Here is a 14,654-nt window from a genome sequence, read left to right as displayed (position 1 = left end):
GGACTTACGGTGCGTGCACCGCGCTACCGGCTGGGCGTACCTCTTGCGCCAGGTGCTCAATTTTGGCGTTGCATGGAGTAAAGCGAGCAGCAATCATCATGTCAACAGATCGAAGTTGCGCATTTTGTTCAAGTGGGCAGCAACCTGTGACGGGTGGCCGCCGCCGGAGCGCTCGGGCCGGTCCGGGCATGTCCGGGTCTATGCTCATTCCATGCTGAAATCCGAGCGTCATGCGCGCATACTTGAGCATGTCTCAGCGCGCGGCGCCATCGACGTCACCGAGCTGTCGCGGCTGCTGAACGTCTCCGGCGCCACCGTCCGGCGTGATCTGCAGCATCTCAGCGGCCGGAACCTGCTGCGCCGGACCCATGGCGGGGCGGTCCTCGGCAGCGCCGGACTCGAACTTCCCGTCGAGCACCGTACCGAGCACTGCCGCCCGGAGAAGCAGGCGATCGCTCGTGCCGCGGCCCAACTGGTGCCCGTGGGCGCGGTCGTCGGGATGACCGGCGGCACCACCGTCACCGAGGTGGCGCGCGTGCTCGCCGGGCGGGGTCCGCTCACCATCGTGACCAACGCCGTCAACATCGCCGCCGAGATGGTTCAGCACCAGGACGTCACCCTGGTCGTCGTCGGCGGCTACGCGCGCACCAAGAGTTACGAACTCGTCGGCCCCATCGCCGAGAAGACCCTCGCCGACCATCACACCGACATCACCTTCCTGGGCGTCGACGGCATCAGCACCGCGCACGGCTGCACGACACACGACCAGTTGGAGGCCGCGACCGACCGCGCCTTCGCCGACAGCAGCAGCCGGACCGTCGTCGTGGCGGACCACTCGAAGATCGGAAAGGTCACCTTCGCCAAGATCTGCCCGGTCACGGACATCGACCACCTGGTCACCAGCAAGGGCGCCCCCGCCGGCACCCTGACCGCCATCGCCGACACCGGGGTCACCGTCACGACGGCCGAATGACCACGCCAGCCCACCGGGCCCGGCCGTCGGCCGGACGCACACACCGACGACATCGCCCCGGCCCGGTCCGGGGAGAAGAACCGTGCCGGGGCGGCTGTGCGTGGGGCAGGTGGTGGTGTGCTGCCCGTGTTGCCCATGGCGCCCGCCGCCAGGAACACGCCCGTGTTGATACCCGCCGGGACGGCGGGGAACTTTCCGGCTCCGGGTGTCGCGGCGCCAGGCCCGCCTGGACGTGTGTGTCGACGATGTTGCCCCGGTGTGGTCCGGGGAGGGTGCCGTGCCGGGGCGGCTGTGTGTCGGTCAGGTGGTGGTGTGCTGCCTGCGGTGCCGGGTGAGGTAGGTGCCCGTGGCGCCCGCGGCCAGGAGTGCGCCCACGCCGATGCCCACCGGGACGGCGGGGAACCGGTCGGCGCCGGTCGTCGCGGCGGCGTTCTGCATCGCCGGGCCGGGTGTGATGCCGGTGGCGACCGGGGCCACATGGTGGATCGGGCCGACGGACTTGACCGAGCCGTCCGCGTTCAGCAGCACCTGCTTGTCGTTGGGGTGCCGGAAGTCGAACATGCCCCGCAGGGAGCCGGCGGCGGCGTCGAAGGAGTGGTCGCCGACGCGGCCGGTGCGCCAGTTGTCCTCGATGAAGCGGAGGACGGACGCCTGGTCGGTCCTGGTGTGGTCGACCTTGTCGACCTTGCTGTACGGGGAGATCACCAGCAGGGGCTGGCGGGTGCCAGGACCGCAGCGGTCCGCGTAGCCGCCGGACGCCTTGGGACCGGACTGGCAGGCGGGACCGTCGGTGGCCTTGTTGTCGGAGCCGGGCGAGGTGTCCTTGGAGCCGTTGCGCGGGGCGACGTAGGCGTGGTCGTACCAGCCGTCGGAGTCGTCGTAGGCGACGACGATCGCCGTGGACTGCCACTGCGGGGAGCTCTGGATCGCGTTGATCTCGCTGACCAGGAAGTGCTGTTCGTCGATCGGGTCGGAGTAGGCGGCGTGGCCGTCCTGGTACTCACCGGCCTTGACGAAGCTGACGGCCGGCAGCTTGCCCGCCTTGGCGACCGCGGTGAAGTCGGTCAGGTCGTAGTTGTGGTTGGCCTGGCCGTCGTGGCCGACCTCGTCGACGTTCTTCGGCGGCAGGTGGTGCGGGTTGGCCGTCGACCGGTAGTAGGAGAACGGGTTGTGGTGCGGGCTGTAGTCGACCACGGACGCCCCGCCGACGTTGGTGTGCGTGGTGTCGCACTTGGCGTAGCCGCTCTGCTTGCCGTCCCAGGCCGTGGAAGGCCGGAAGCCGCCCTGGAACCAACCCCACGTCACCTGCCGGGTGTTGAGCAGGTCGCCGATGTTCTTGCCCTGCATGGCGGCCAGGGCGTTGCTGCTGGTGTGGTCCTTGTCGGAGCAGTCGTCGTAGGCCGGGTCCGGGTCGTTGATCACCGTGCCGACGCCCTTGGCGTCGGGTGACTTCACGGCGTACGCGTCCGGGGCCGAGGTCCGTCGGGGGTTCTCGGTGCCGGAGGCCGGGTCGGTGGAGACGACGCCGTGCGTCTGACCGGAGATCAGGTTCAGCGCGCCGGGCGTGGAGGGGCCGTAGACCGAGCTGTAGGAACGGTCGTTGAGGGAGTAGTTCTGCGCGTAGTTCCACAGCGCGGTGACGGTGTTGCCGTCGTAGTAGTCCATCACCAGGCCGGGCTCGCCGAACAGCCCGCCGCTGCACTTGTCGACCTCGGTGTTCTGCACGTACTGGTCGGCCTTGCCGCCGTTCGCGGCGTACTGCTCGGGGCCGTACGAGTGGTTCTGGTCGCAGGTCATCGCCTGGGACGGGGTGAGCCGCTTGGGCGGGTACTGGTTGGGGTTCTTCGTCAGGAGCCCGGCGTGCGCGAGCGTGTCGATGTCCTCCGGCGTCTTCTCGGCCGCCGTGAACGCCGTGCCGTCCGTGTTCGCGGCCTTCGGGTACGTGGCGAAGTAGTGGTCGAAGGAGATGTTCTCGTCGAACAGCACGACCACGTGCTTGATCGGCGTGGCCGTCGAGGACCGGTCCTGGTGGTGGCCGGCGGGCACGGCGGCCCAGGTGGGCGCCGCGGCGCCGAGGACCGTGAGCGCGGCGGCGCCCGCCAGCGCGCCCAGGCTCCTGATCGTTGTTCTGCTTGCCCTGCTTGTCATGCTCGTTCACCCTCCGGGCGGGAACCGCAGTGAGCTGTACGGCCACGGATCCTTCGCCGCTCGGACGGCAGGTCGGCGGAGGCGCCGTGGCGGGTGAGTGAACACGGAGTCAGGGAAAAAGAGCCGAACTTTGACCGGTTATTGACCGGTCTGGCCCGCTGGTTGTCCGGACAGGTTCAGGTGAGGAGGGCGCGCCCGTACCAGTCGTTCCGGTCCCGTACGCCGGGCAGAGCGAAGAAGTAACCGCCGCCGAACGGCGATATGTAGTCGACGAGCGGCTCACCCGCCAGGCGCTGCTGCACGGTCTCGAACTGCCGGGCCAGGTCCCGCTGGTAGCAGCAGAACAGCAGGCCCATGTCGAGGTTGCCGTTGCTGTCCATGCCCCGGTCGTAGTTGTAGGCGCGGCGCAGGATCCGCCGGCCGTCGGTGGCCGGGGTGCGGGGGTTGGCGAGCCGGATGTGCGCGTCCAGGGGGATGACGTCGCCCTTGGGGTCGTCGGCGTAGTCGGGGGTGTCGTGCTCGGCGTTGCCGTCGAGGGGTGCGCCGGTGTCGCGGGCGCGGCCGAACATCCGCTCCTGCTCACTGAGCGAGACGCGGTCCCAGAACTCGACGAGCATGCGGATCAGCCGGACCACCTGATAACTGCCGCCGACCGTCCAGTCGGGCTCGTCCGACCCCCGGCCCACCCACACCAGGCGGTCCATCTCACGGGCGCTCGTGATGTCCGGGTTGGCTGTGCCGTCCTTGAAACCCAGCAGGTTGCGCGGGGTTCCGGCGGGCCGGGGCGGGCTGGTGAAGCCGTCCATGCGCCAGCGCACCTGCATGCCGCCACGGGTGTGCCGGGCGATGTCCCGCAGGCCGTGCAGCACGGTGTCGGTGTCGTCGGCGTGCAGTTGCAGGCTCAGATCGCCGTGGCACCACTCGGGCCGAAGGTCGTCGTCGGGGAAGGCGGGCATGGCCGTCAGACGGCGCGGCGTCAGTCTCCGGAGCCCGAACCGGTCGTCGAACAGTGCGGCGCCGACCCCGACGGTCACCGCCAGGGCACCGGACGGCAGCCGCTCGCCGAGGACGCCCGAGTCGGCGGGCGGGGCGGTGATACCGGCCGGGTCGGGCGTGCCGCCCGTGGTCAGGAACCGGGCGCGGTCGGTGAGCGTGCGCAGCAGACCGGCCAGCTCGGCCCGGTTCTCGACGGTCACGTCGCAGGAGGCGAACACGGTCGCCCGCCGCGGCGCCGCGATCACAGACTCCTGACGGGCGCCGTGGAACGGGGCGACGGGTGATGCCTCGGCTCCGGCCGCGGTTCCTGCGCCGCCCGCGGCCAGTGCGGCGCCCGTGAGGGCCGCGCCGCGGAGGAAGTGGCGTCGGTCGACTCTGCCGGTTGTGTCGGTCATGCCGTTCTCCGTGGGTCGCACAGGGTTGCCACGGATGCGAGTCGTTCCACCAGGTCGCCGAGGACGGCGTCGACGCGCTCGCGGTCGGCTCGGTTCAGCTGGGCCGGCGGAGTCCACCGCCCGCCGTGCCGGAAGCCGTCGAGGAGGTGTCCGGCCCGGTCCAGCCGGCTGTCCAGGCCGGGCAGGTCCGCGTAGCGGGTGGTGAGGACCGGGCGGAGCCGGGACAGCACCTCACGGGTGCCGTCCAGGTCGGCCCGTGCGGTGGCGAGATTGCTGCCGCTGCCGTAGTCGGTCCGGCCGGTCAGCTCGAACTGCACGGTGTTCTCCAGGATCTCGTGCGCCCGCAGCCCGAGCTGAGCGGGGTCCATCCGGGTCTGCGCCCACGCGTCGCGCAGCGCGGTGACCGCCTTCACCAACGCGGCGGCCGGGCCCCGCAGGGCGTCGGCGGACGCGCCGTGCCACAGGCCGTACTCGACGCGGTGGAAGCCGGTGAAGTGCCGGTCGCGCACCCCTTCGGGCAGCCCCGCGTCGATGCCGTTGATCTGCCCGTCCGCGTCACCGAACGCGCCGTACGCCGCGCCCATCCGCTCGTACTCCAGATGCGCCGGCAACCAGGCCGTCCGCGCCGCGGCGAGGTCCCCGCGGTCGACGGCGTCCCGCAGCTTCGTCGTCAGACGCACGACCTCGCCCAGTCCGCCGCCGATCCACTTCTGGTAGACGAGCGCCGGCGGGATCAGGTCGTGCTCGGTGACCGGAGCTGCCGCCGGGCCGCCGCTCCCGCCGGCGATACGGACCGTGGGCCCGGTGACCGCGTCGGCGTCGTCCGGTACACACTTGAAGGCGTACGTGCCCGTGCCGAGGCGGACGGTGAGCTCCCGTGTCGTGCCGGGGCCGATGCCCTCGACCTCGCCGTAGACGGCCTGGCTCCCGGGGTTCTCCAGGAACACCTCGGCGGATTCACCGGACGTGTTGTGCAGGTCGAACACCTGGATGCCCGGCCCGGGCGCGGTCCAGCCGCGACCGCAGCGGCTCGGTGACACCTCGACGGCGGTGTGCGGCAGCCCGGCGGACTCCGGGTGTGCCGGACGCGATCCGTGTGTGCCGGCGAGGACCGCGGCCGACAGGCACACCAGCGCGACACCCAGGACGCCCCACAGCCGCCATGACCTCCAGGTGCGGCCGGACAACACCATCCGGAGCCTCCCGGGGCCGTACCGTACGTGACCGCCTCATGCTAGGCAGCGGCCGCCGCTCGAACGGCCGGCCAAAGAAACCCATGACCAAGAGTTCCCTCCCGGTTCATCGGGCACCCCGCGGGACGGGCACCCGTCACTGGGCGGGGAGACGCACGGAATAGATGGACGGGGTGTCGATTCACGAACAGCACGCTCGGCAGGAGGCCGTCGGCCGTCGCCGGGCGGTCGGGCATGTGGACAGGGAGGCGCTGCGGGCCGCTCGTGGTGGCCCGCAACGCCTCCCCGGCTCTACCTGAGGGGTACTCAGGAGTTCGCTCCCCGGTGGCGAGTGCTCCGCCTGGCTACGCGTTGACCTGCGCGGTCACCAGGTTGGAGAAGGTGGTCAGCCGGGTGTAGACACCCGGGTAACCCGCGCGGGCGCAGCCCTCGCCCCAGGAAGTGATCCCTGCCAGGACGCCCCCGATGAGCAGGGGACCGCCGCTGTCGCCCTGGCAGGTGTCGACGCCGCCGGAGGTGTATCCGGCGCAGACCATGTCGGTCTGGACGAAGTCCGAACCGTAGGAGGTCCGGCAGCTGGAGTCGGACACGACCGGCACGGTCGCGGTCCGCAGCTGGTTGGAGGAGCTTCCGTTCTCCGAGGTGGTGCCCCAGCCGACGACGCGGGCCGTGGTGCCGGCGGCGTACACACCCGTCTGGGCGGAGGAGACGTACGAGGCCGTGGTGTACGGCATGGACGTCGACAGGGTCAGCACGGCCACGTCGTCGCCGTTGGTGGCGTCGGTGTAGCCCGGGTTGATCCAGATCCTGCTGACCCGGCTGACCGTGCCGTTGGTGCCGTTGAGGTAGGTCCGGCCGCCCACCACGCGCACGCTGCCGGTGGATTCGCCGACCATACAGTGCGCGGCCGTGACCACCTTGGTGGGAGACACCAGGGTGCCGCCGCAGAACTGGTTCTGCGAGGCGTCGGTGATCTGCATCATGAACGGGTACGCGGTCGTCGTGGTCGTCGTCCCGCCGACGATGGGCTGCGGGGCCGCGAGCGCCGTGGGGGCGGCGATCAGCGCGGTCGCGGCGGCGGCAGCGGTGGCCACGAGGGCGGCGGCGGTCTTTATGGCGCGGTTGAGCCCGAACATGAGTCTCCTCAGTGGGGGTTGCCGGTGGGGGGGCGCGCGGGTGGGGTGATCCATGAGGGCGGCGGGACCGACCCCCATGTGCCCGGGCGAGCGGCACGCCCTTACGCTAGGACCCGGGACGTACGACTCCCAATGAGGGAACCCCCTAGGGGAGTAGGGCAGGGAAAACCCTCGGTCGGGCACAGTAAACCGGCAGTGTTCTCACTTCGCTCGGCGGCCCGCCGCCAATCGGACGATATCCACGCGCGAACGGATCCCGAGTTTGCGGTACACCCGGGTGAGGGTCGCCTCGACCGTCTTGACGCTGATGAACAGGCGCGCGGCGATCTCCCGGTTGGTCGCGCCCTCCATGACCAGACCGGCCACCTGACGCTCCGTCGGGGCCAGTCCTTCGAGCCCGTCGAGCCCGTCGAGCGCGGCCGGGGCGGCGGGCGGCTGCGGATCGGGCGCGGTCAGGGCCTCGTCCACCCGGCGCAGCCAGGGCAGCGCGCGGCACCGGCGGAAGAGCCGGGTGGCCTCGTCGTACGACGCCGCCCGTCCGCGGGCCGTCTCCGGGGCGTCCGGGTCCGCCGGCCGGGTGCGCAGCTGGGCCAGCGCGAAGGCGGCGCGGGCCTCCTCCAGGCCGTGACCCAGCTTGCCGAGCCGGTCCTGAGCGGAGGTCAGCCGGGAGACGGCGGCCTCCCGGTCGCCGTGGGCGGCGCGCACCAGGGCCTCGGCCCGGTCCAGGACGCCGAGGACACTTTCCCGGCCGAGCCGCAGTGCGTGCTTCCGGGTGACGCCGATGACGTCCTGCGCCTCGTCCGGCGCGCCGATCCGGACGAGCGCCTCGGCGAGGTCGCCGTGCCAGCGGCCGCGTGCCGGGTCGGTGATGCCGAGCCGTTCCTCCAGTTCCCGTACCCGGCGCAGCGAGCGGACCGTGCCCGCCGGGTCCCCGGCCACCAGTTGGGCGTACCCGAGGGCGCCCAGGGCCCGGGACAGATACATCTGGTCGCCGTCCTCCCGGGCGTGGTCCACCGCCTCCCGGGCGAGCGCGAGCGCCCGGTCCACGTCTCCGCCGGAGGCCTCGGCCAGCGAGGTGAGCATGGCGGAGGCGGTCTCGCCGATGCCCGAGTCCCGGGCCAGCCGCAGGCCTTCGCGGGCCAGGTCGAGGGCCCGGCCGCAGTGCCCGGAGCGCAGTTCGGTCTCGGCGAGTCCGCGCAGGAAGTGCACCTCGCTCTCCACCGATCCGCGCCGCCGTACCTCGCGCAGCAGCGCGGTGACGGTGGTCCGCGCCTCGGCCAGCTGGTCGCCCATGACCAGCCAGCGGAACCGGGCGCTGCCCGCGCCGTTGTGGTGGCAGGCCACCGCGGGGTCCTGAGGCTCTTTCAGGGCGCGTTTGATGGTGGCGGGCGCGTTCGGATGGCCCATCAGGGTCTCGGTCTGGGCCTGGAAGGCCAGGGAGAGGAGCTCGGTGCGCCGGTCGCCGCCGCGGGCGGCCAGCTCCGCCGCGTGCGCGGCCGCCGCCCGCGCCTCGGTGAAGTCACCCTCCACGATCAGCCCGCGCCAGGCCAGCTGGTAGTGGACCAGGGCGAGCAGCCGCGGGTCGTCCCCGGCGTCGGCCAGGGCCTGCGGGAAGACCGAGTCGACCTCGGTCATGGTGTGACCGGCCGTGTCGATCACGATCATCCAGGCCCGCACCCGGTCGGCGGGCACGGTGGCCCGGGTCAGCACCTCGTGGGCGATGTCCCGGGCGAGGTCGACCTCACCCGCGGTGATCGCGTCCTCGGCGGCCTGCAGCCGGCGCTCCTCCGGTCCTGGCACGGTGTCGGCGGGGCTGTGCCGGGCGGCGAGCAGGCCGAGTTGCGCCGCCACGGCGGGGGCCCCGCGGTCCCGGGCCTGTGCGGCGGCCTCGGCGAGCCGGCCGGCGACCTCCGGGTCGGTGCCGGTGGTGGCCAGGGCGAGATGGCGGGCCCGCTCGATCGGGTCGGAGGCCGCGGTGGACAGCGCGGCGTGCGCGGCCCGCCGCTCGGGCGGGGTCGCCTCCGCGTACAGCGCGGCCGAGATGAGCGGGTGCGCGAACCGGATGGCGGGTCCGGAGGGGCCGTCGAGGTCGGTGGCCAGCAGGCCCAGTTCGGCGGCCTGGGCGCATTCGGCCTCGGCGTCGTCGCGGCCGGCCGCGAGCAGCAGGGCGGGCGTGGGGCGGGCGCCGGCGCTCGCCACCAGCAGGGTGCGGCGGGCCTCGACCGACAGCAGGTCGAGGCGGCTGAGCACCAGGGCGCGCAGCGAGGTGGGCACGGGCAGCGGTTCGCCGGGCCGCGGTGGGGTGGGGCTCTCGGCCAGGGCGCGGCCCAGCTCCAGGGCGAAGAGCGGGTTGCCGCCGCTGGTGCGGTGTATCTCGCGGACCGTGGCGCGGGACAGGCGGTGGCCGCGGTGGTCGAGCAGCGTGGCCACCTGGGTGCGGGAGAGCGGGCCGAGGCGTACGGCGACGGTGTCCGGCGGGGACGCGCGTAGATAGCGGTCGTACTCCGGCCCCTCGGTGCGCACGGCGCACAGCAGTTGCACCGGGGTGCCGCCGAGCCGGCGGGCGGCGAAGCCGAGCAGTTCGGCGCTGGCCGGATCGAGCCACTGCAGGTCGTCGGCGACGATCAGGACGCTGCCCTCGGCGGCGAGGGCACGCAGCGCCGACAGCACCGCGAGGCGCAGCGCCAGGCCGTCGCGCTGGAGGGTGGACTCGCCGCGCCCGGTGAGGGCCGACTCCAGGGCGGTGCGCTGGGCCGCGGGGAGCCGCCCGGAGACCTGGTCGAGGACCAGTCCGAAGAGGTCGGCGAGCGCGAGGAAGGGCAGATGGGATTCGGACTCGGTGGCGGAGCAGCGCAACACGGTACGGGCGGCAGCGGCGTATTCCGCCGCCAATGACCGCAGGACGGTCGATTTCCCTATTCCGGCGGGGCCGTGCAGCAGGACGCTGCCGCCCGAGGCGAGGTGGTCGCGCGCCGCGGCGAGCGGTTCGTCCCGGCCGAAGACCAGGTCGGGGCGGCATCTCGCAGGCTCCTGGAAGTCCCGTCGCACGGTCGCCGCTCCCCTCGTGTCGTGTTCGGGCCAAATTCTAGGCAATGATCAATGAAATTCGGACGGAAGGCGTGGTGAGGGAAATAACAGCCGCTACACGCAGGGAAATGCAAAGCCCCGTCCGCGTGAATGGACGGACTCCCGGCTACGGCAGCAGCCCGGCCCGGCGGGCCGCCGCCACCGCCTCACCACGGGTGTGGGCGCCCAACTTGCGCATCGCCGAACGGAGATAGCCCTTGACCGTCTCGGGGCGCAGCCCCAGCCGGTCCGCCACCGCCGCGTTGGTCGCGCCCGCGGCCACCCAGGCGAGGACATCCAGCTCCCGAGGTGCCAGGTTCGCGCCCCGCGCCGCCGGCTCCGGCGCGGTCAACAGCCCGCAGGCGGCCAGCAGTTCGGCCCGCAGCACCGGGTCGGCGATCCTCGGTGCCAGCGCGCGCAGCGCCGCGTGGGCCTCGCGCACCTGCTCCCGGCCGGGACCGGAAGGAGCGGGGCCGCCGTCGGCCGGGCGCTGTGGGCGGGCCGCCGCCAGCAGCGCGTGCGCCTCGTCCCGCCTCACGAGCGCCTGCTCCACGTCCCGGGCCGCGGCCACCGCCGCGCTCAGCGTGCGGTCGCCCAGCGGCTGCGCCGAGCGCAGCGCGCCGTACAGTACGCCCCGTACCCGCCGGCGCACCACCACCGGCACGGCGAGCACCGAGCGCAGGCCCTCGGCGGCCACCGGCACGTCGTACTCGTGGGTGATCTGCCGCGAGGAGGAGTAGTCCGTCACGGCGCACGGCCGGGCGAGCGCCACCGCCTTGCCGCCGAGACCGTTGCCCGAGGTCACCGCGAGCGCGCGCAGTGCCGGCGTGGACGTGCCGCTCAGCTCGCTGATGCGCACCCGAGGCCGGCCGGCCTCCACCAGGCCGCCGAAGGCGACCGGCAGCCCCGTGACGCGCCGCAGCCGGGCCAGGGCACTGCTGATCTCCACCGCCCCCGCGACGTCTGCTGCCACCTGTTCGCCCCTTCATCGCGGCTCTCGTGCGACCACACCCCCGTTCGGGGGTAGTGAGACCTGCATCACGGATTACACGATGCGGGAGAGCCGCCCGGCAATGGTCCGGCACCCGGAGAAACCGGAGATACCCGGAGATGACCGGAGTAACCCGTAGAAACAGGGAGTGCAGATGACGACGGCGACGGAGCTGTTCCGCAGGGCACGGGACTTCCTGCTGGACCACCGCGAGGACTACGCCACGGCCTACGAGGGCTTCGAGTGGCCGCGCCCCGAGCACTTCAACTGGGCCCTGGACTGGTTCGACGTCATCGCGGACGGCAACGGGCGCACCGCCCTGCACATCGTCGAGGAGGACGGCGCCGAGACCCGGCTGTCCTTCGTCGAGCTGTCCGACCGCTCCGACCGGGCCGCGAACTGGCTGCGCTCCCGCGGAGTGGCCGCCGAGGACCGCGTCCTGGTCATGCTCGGCAACCAGGCCGAGCTGTGGGAGATCGCGCTGGCCGCGATGAAGCTGCGCGCCGTGGTCGTCCCGGCGACCCCGCTGCTGGCCCCCGCCGACCTGCGCGACCGCGTCGAGCGCGGCCGGGTCCGCCATGTGCTCGTCCGCACGGCCGACACCGGCAAGTTCGACGACGTGCCCGGCGACTACACGCGCATCGCGGTCGGCGGCGCCCCGGCGGGCTGGCAGCCGTACGAGGACGCGTACGCCGCCTCCGCGGACTTCGCCCCGGACGGGCCCACGCTCGCCGACGACCCGCTGATGCTGTACTTCACCTCGGGCACGACCGCCCGCCCCAAGCTGGTCGAGCAGACCCATGTCTCGTACCCGATCGGGCACCTGGCCACCCTGTACTGGATCGGTCTCAGGCCCGGTGACGTGCACCTCAACATCTCCTCGCCCGGCTGGGCCAAGCACGCCTGGTCCAACCTGTTCGCGCCGTGGAACGCGGAGGCGACCGTCTTCATCCACAACTACACGCGGTTCGACGCGGCCCGGCTGATGGCCGAGATGGACCGGGCCGGGGTGACCACCTTCTGCGCCCCGCCGACCGTGTGGCGCATGCTCATCCAGGCCGATCTGAGCCAGCTGCGCACCCCGCCGCGCGAGGCTGTCGCCGCAGGCGAGCCGCTCAACCCGGAGGTCATCGAGCAGGTCCGCCGGTCCTGGGGCGTCACCGTCCGCGACGGCTTCGGGCAGACCGAGACGGCCGTGCAGGTCTCCAACAGCCCCGGGCAGCCGCTCAAGACGGGCTCCATGGGCCGGCCGAGCCCCGGCTACCGGGTCGTCCTGCTCGACCCGGTCACCGGCGCCCCCGGTGCGACGGAGGGCGAGATCTCCCTCGACCTGTCCGAGCGGCCGGTGGGCCTGATGGCGGACTACCACGGCGACGCCGACCGTACGGCGGAGGCGATGGCCGGCGGCTACTACCGCACCGGCGACATCGGCTCCCGGGACGCCGACGGCTACATCACCTATGTCGGCCGCGCTGACGACGTGTTCAAGGCGTCGGACTACAAGATCTCCCCGTTCGAGCTGGAGAGCGCCCTGCTGGAGCACGAGGCGGTGGCCGAGGCCGCCGTGGTGCCCGCGCCTGACGAGCTGCGGCTCGCGGTGCCGAAGGCGTACGTCGTGCTCGCCGAGGGCTGGGAGCCCGGACCCGACACCGCGAAGGTGCTGTTCGAGCACTCCCGCGAGGTCCTCGCGCCCTACAAGCGGATCCGCCGGCTGGAGTTCGGCGGCCTGCCCAAGACCGTCTCCGGCAAGATCCGCCGGATCGAGCTGCGCGAGGCCACGGCCGCGGGCTCGGGGAACGAGTACCGCGAGGAGGACTTCCGGTGAGCGAGTGGTCCTATGCGCACGGGACGAGCGGCAGCACACTGCTCGGCGACACCATCGGGGCCGGCCTGGACCGGACGGTCGCCGCCTGGCCGGACCGGGAGGCGCTGGTCGACGTACCGTCCGGGCGCCGCTGGACGTACACCGAGTTCGCCGCGGACGTCGACACACTGGCCTGCGCACTGCTGGCGAGCGGGGTCGCCAAGGGCGACCGGGTGGGCATCTGGGCGGTCAACTGCGCCGAGTGGGTGCTGGTCCAGTACGCCACCGCGCGGATCGGCGCGGTCCTGGTGAACATCAACCCCGCCTGTCGCACGCACGAGGTCGCCTATGTGCTGCGGCAGTCCGGCGTCTCCCTGCTGTTCGCCTCCCTGCGGCACCGGACCAGCGACTACCGGGCCATGGTCGAGGAGGTGCGCGGCGACTGCCCCGCACTGCGGGAGGCCGTCTACATCGGGGACCCGGGCTGGGCGGCGTTCACCGGGCGCGCGGGGGCCGGGCAGCGCGCCGAACTTGCCGCGCGGGCAGCCGAGTTGTCCTGCGACGACCCCATCAACATCCAGTACACCTCGGGCACCACGGGCTTCCCGAAGGGGGCCACGCTCTCCCACCACAACATTCTCAACAACGGCTATTTCGTGGGCGAGTCGATCGCCTACAGCGAGCAGGACCGGATCTGTATCCCGGTCCCCTTCTACCACTGCTTCGGCATGGTCATGGGGAATCTGGCGGCCACCTCGCACGGGGCGTGCATGGTGATTCCGGCGCCGTCGTTCGACCCGGCGGCGACGCTGGCGGCGGTCCAGGACGAGCGGTGCACGTCGCTGTACGGGGTGCCGACCATGTTCATCGCGGAGCTGAACCTGCCCGGCTTCGCCGACTACGACCTCTCCACCCTGCGCACCGGCATCATGGCGGGCTCGCCCTGCCCGATCGAGGTGATGAAGCGGGTGGTCGCCGAGATGCACATGGCGGAGGTCGCCATCTGCTACGGCATGACCGAGACCTCCCCGGTCTCCCTGCAGACCCGGATCGACGACGACCTGGAGCATCGCACGGGCACGGTCGGCCGGGTGCTGCCGCACCTGGAGGTGAAGGTCGTCGACCCGGTGACCGGCGTGACCCGGCCGCGTGGCGCGGCGGGCGAGCTGTGCACCCGCGGCTACAGCGTGATGCTCGGCTACTGGAACGAACCCGAGCGGACCGCCGAGGCCGTCGACGCGGGCCGCTGGATGCACACGGGGGACCTCGCGGTGATGCGCGACGACGGGTACGTCGAGATCGTCGGCCGGATCAAGGACATGATCATCCGGGGTGGCGAGAACGTCTACCCGCGCGAGATCGAGGAGTTCCTGTACGCCAACCCCAGGATCAAGGACGTCCAGATCATCGGGGTGCCGCACGCGAAGTACGGCGAGGAGGTGCTGGCCTGCGTCGTCCCGCGGGACCCGGCCGATCCGCCGACCCTCGCGGAGCTGCGGGCATTCTGCGAGGGCCGGCTCGCGCACTACAAGATCCCGAGCCGGGTGGAGATCCTCGACGCCTTTCCGATGACGGTGTCGGGGAAGGTGCGGAAGGTCGAGTTGCGGGAGATATACGGTCGCGCTCCGCTGGGTGGGGCGAGATAGGCCGTTGTCCGGCTGCGGGTTCGTTGTGGTTGGGCGCGTGGTTCCCCGCGCCCCTTTGGGGCGCTGGTTGGGGCTTGGTGGGGTTGTTGTGTGTGGGGGGGGCGGGTCCGTGTTCGGCTGCGGGGCCGTTGTGGTTGGGCGCGCAGTTCTCCGCGCCCCTTTGGGGCGCTGGCTTTGTGCTAGGCGGTTTCGTTTGGATCAGCGGGCGGACCAGAGGAAGATGCCTGCCACGTGGAGTCCGGCCAGGTAGATGGTTGCGGTCTTCTCGTAGCGGGTGGCGATCCCGCGCCACTGTTTCAGGCGATT

The 14,654-nt window shown here is 72.2% G+C and carries 9 protein-coding genes; 3 read left to right on the top strand and 6 right to left on the bottom strand.

Annotated elements, in window-relative coordinates:
* The first annotated feature begins 211 nt into the window (after positions 1 to 211).
* Positions 212 to 973 carry a DeoR/GlpR family DNA-binding transcription regulator gene (locus tag CTZ28_RS32655; protein ID WP_121893334.1) on the top strand — a complete coding sequence of 254 codons (762 nt, stop codon included), beginning with the start codon at positions 212 to 214 and terminating at the stop codon, positions 971 to 973.
* Between the two features lie 300 nt (positions 974 to 1,273).
* On the opposite strand, the gene CTZ28_RS32650 is transcribed toward CTZ28_RS32655, so the two are convergent.
* The 6 genes from CTZ28_RS32650 to CTZ28_RS32625 form a co-directional block, all read right to left on the bottom strand.
* A complete protein-coding gene (locus CTZ28_RS32650) occupies positions 1,274 to 3,121 on the bottom strand; it encodes a phospholipase C (RefSeq protein ID WP_121893333.1) in 1,848 nt (615 codons plus the stop codon).
* A 176-nt stretch (positions 3,122 to 3,297) separates the two neighbouring features.
* A complete protein-coding gene (efeB, locus tag CTZ28_RS32645) occupies positions 3,298 to 4,512 on the bottom strand; it encodes an iron uptake transporter deferrochelatase/peroxidase subunit (RefSeq protein ID WP_121893332.1) in 1,215 nt (404 codons plus the stop codon).
* Positions 4,509 to 5,705 (bottom strand): EfeM/EfeO family lipoprotein, encoded by a 1,197-nt coding sequence (locus CTZ28_RS32640; protein ID WP_121893331.1) that lies wholly within the window; start codon positions 5,703 to 5,705, stop codon positions 4,509 to 4,511. The genes efeB and CTZ28_RS32640 overlap by 4 nt, the downstream gene beginning before the upstream one ends.
* A 344-nt stretch (positions 5,706 to 6,049) precedes the next feature.
* Entirely contained in the window at positions 6,050 to 6,841 is a 792-nt protein-coding gene (locus tag CTZ28_RS32635) for a S1 family peptidase (protein ID WP_121893330.1), read from the bottom strand.
* Between the two features lie 201 nt (positions 6,842 to 7,042).
* Positions 7,043 to 9,889, bottom strand: coding sequence for a helix-turn-helix transcriptional regulator (locus tag CTZ28_RS32630; protein WP_183154698.1), 2,847 nt, complete (start codon positions 9,887 to 9,889; stop codon positions 7,043 to 7,045).
* A gap of 145 nt (positions 9,890 to 10,034) precedes the next feature.
* Positions 10,035 to 10,880 (bottom strand): helix-turn-helix transcriptional regulator, encoded by an 846-nt coding sequence (locus CTZ28_RS32625; RefSeq protein WP_121893329.1) that lies wholly within the window; start codon positions 10,878 to 10,880, stop codon positions 10,035 to 10,037.
* A 172-nt stretch (positions 10,881 to 11,052) separates the two neighbouring features.
* Here CTZ28_RS32625 and CTZ28_RS32620 point away from each other — a divergent pair, with 172 nt between their 5' ends.
* Positions 11,053 to 12,723, top strand: coding sequence for an AMP-binding protein (locus CTZ28_RS32620; RefSeq protein WP_121893328.1), 1,671 nt, complete (start codon positions 11,053 to 11,055; stop codon positions 12,721 to 12,723).
* Complete coding sequence (locus CTZ28_RS32615) at positions 12,720 to 14,348, top strand: AMP-binding protein (RefSeq protein ID WP_121893327.1); 1,629 nt, start codon at positions 12,720 to 12,722, stop codon at positions 14,346 to 14,348. The genes CTZ28_RS32620 and CTZ28_RS32615 overlap by 4 nt, the downstream gene beginning before the upstream one ends.
* Positions 14,349 to 14,654: the final 306 nt, after the last annotated feature.

The sequence above is a fragment of the Streptomyces shenzhenensis genome, from assembly GCF_003688995.1.
Lineage (GTDB): Bacteria > Actinomycetota > Actinomycetes > Streptomycetales > Streptomycetaceae > Streptomyces > Streptomyces shenzhenensis_A.
Note: the sequence above shows the minus strand (reverse complement) of the source record. Positions and strands in the feature narration are given on the sequence as shown.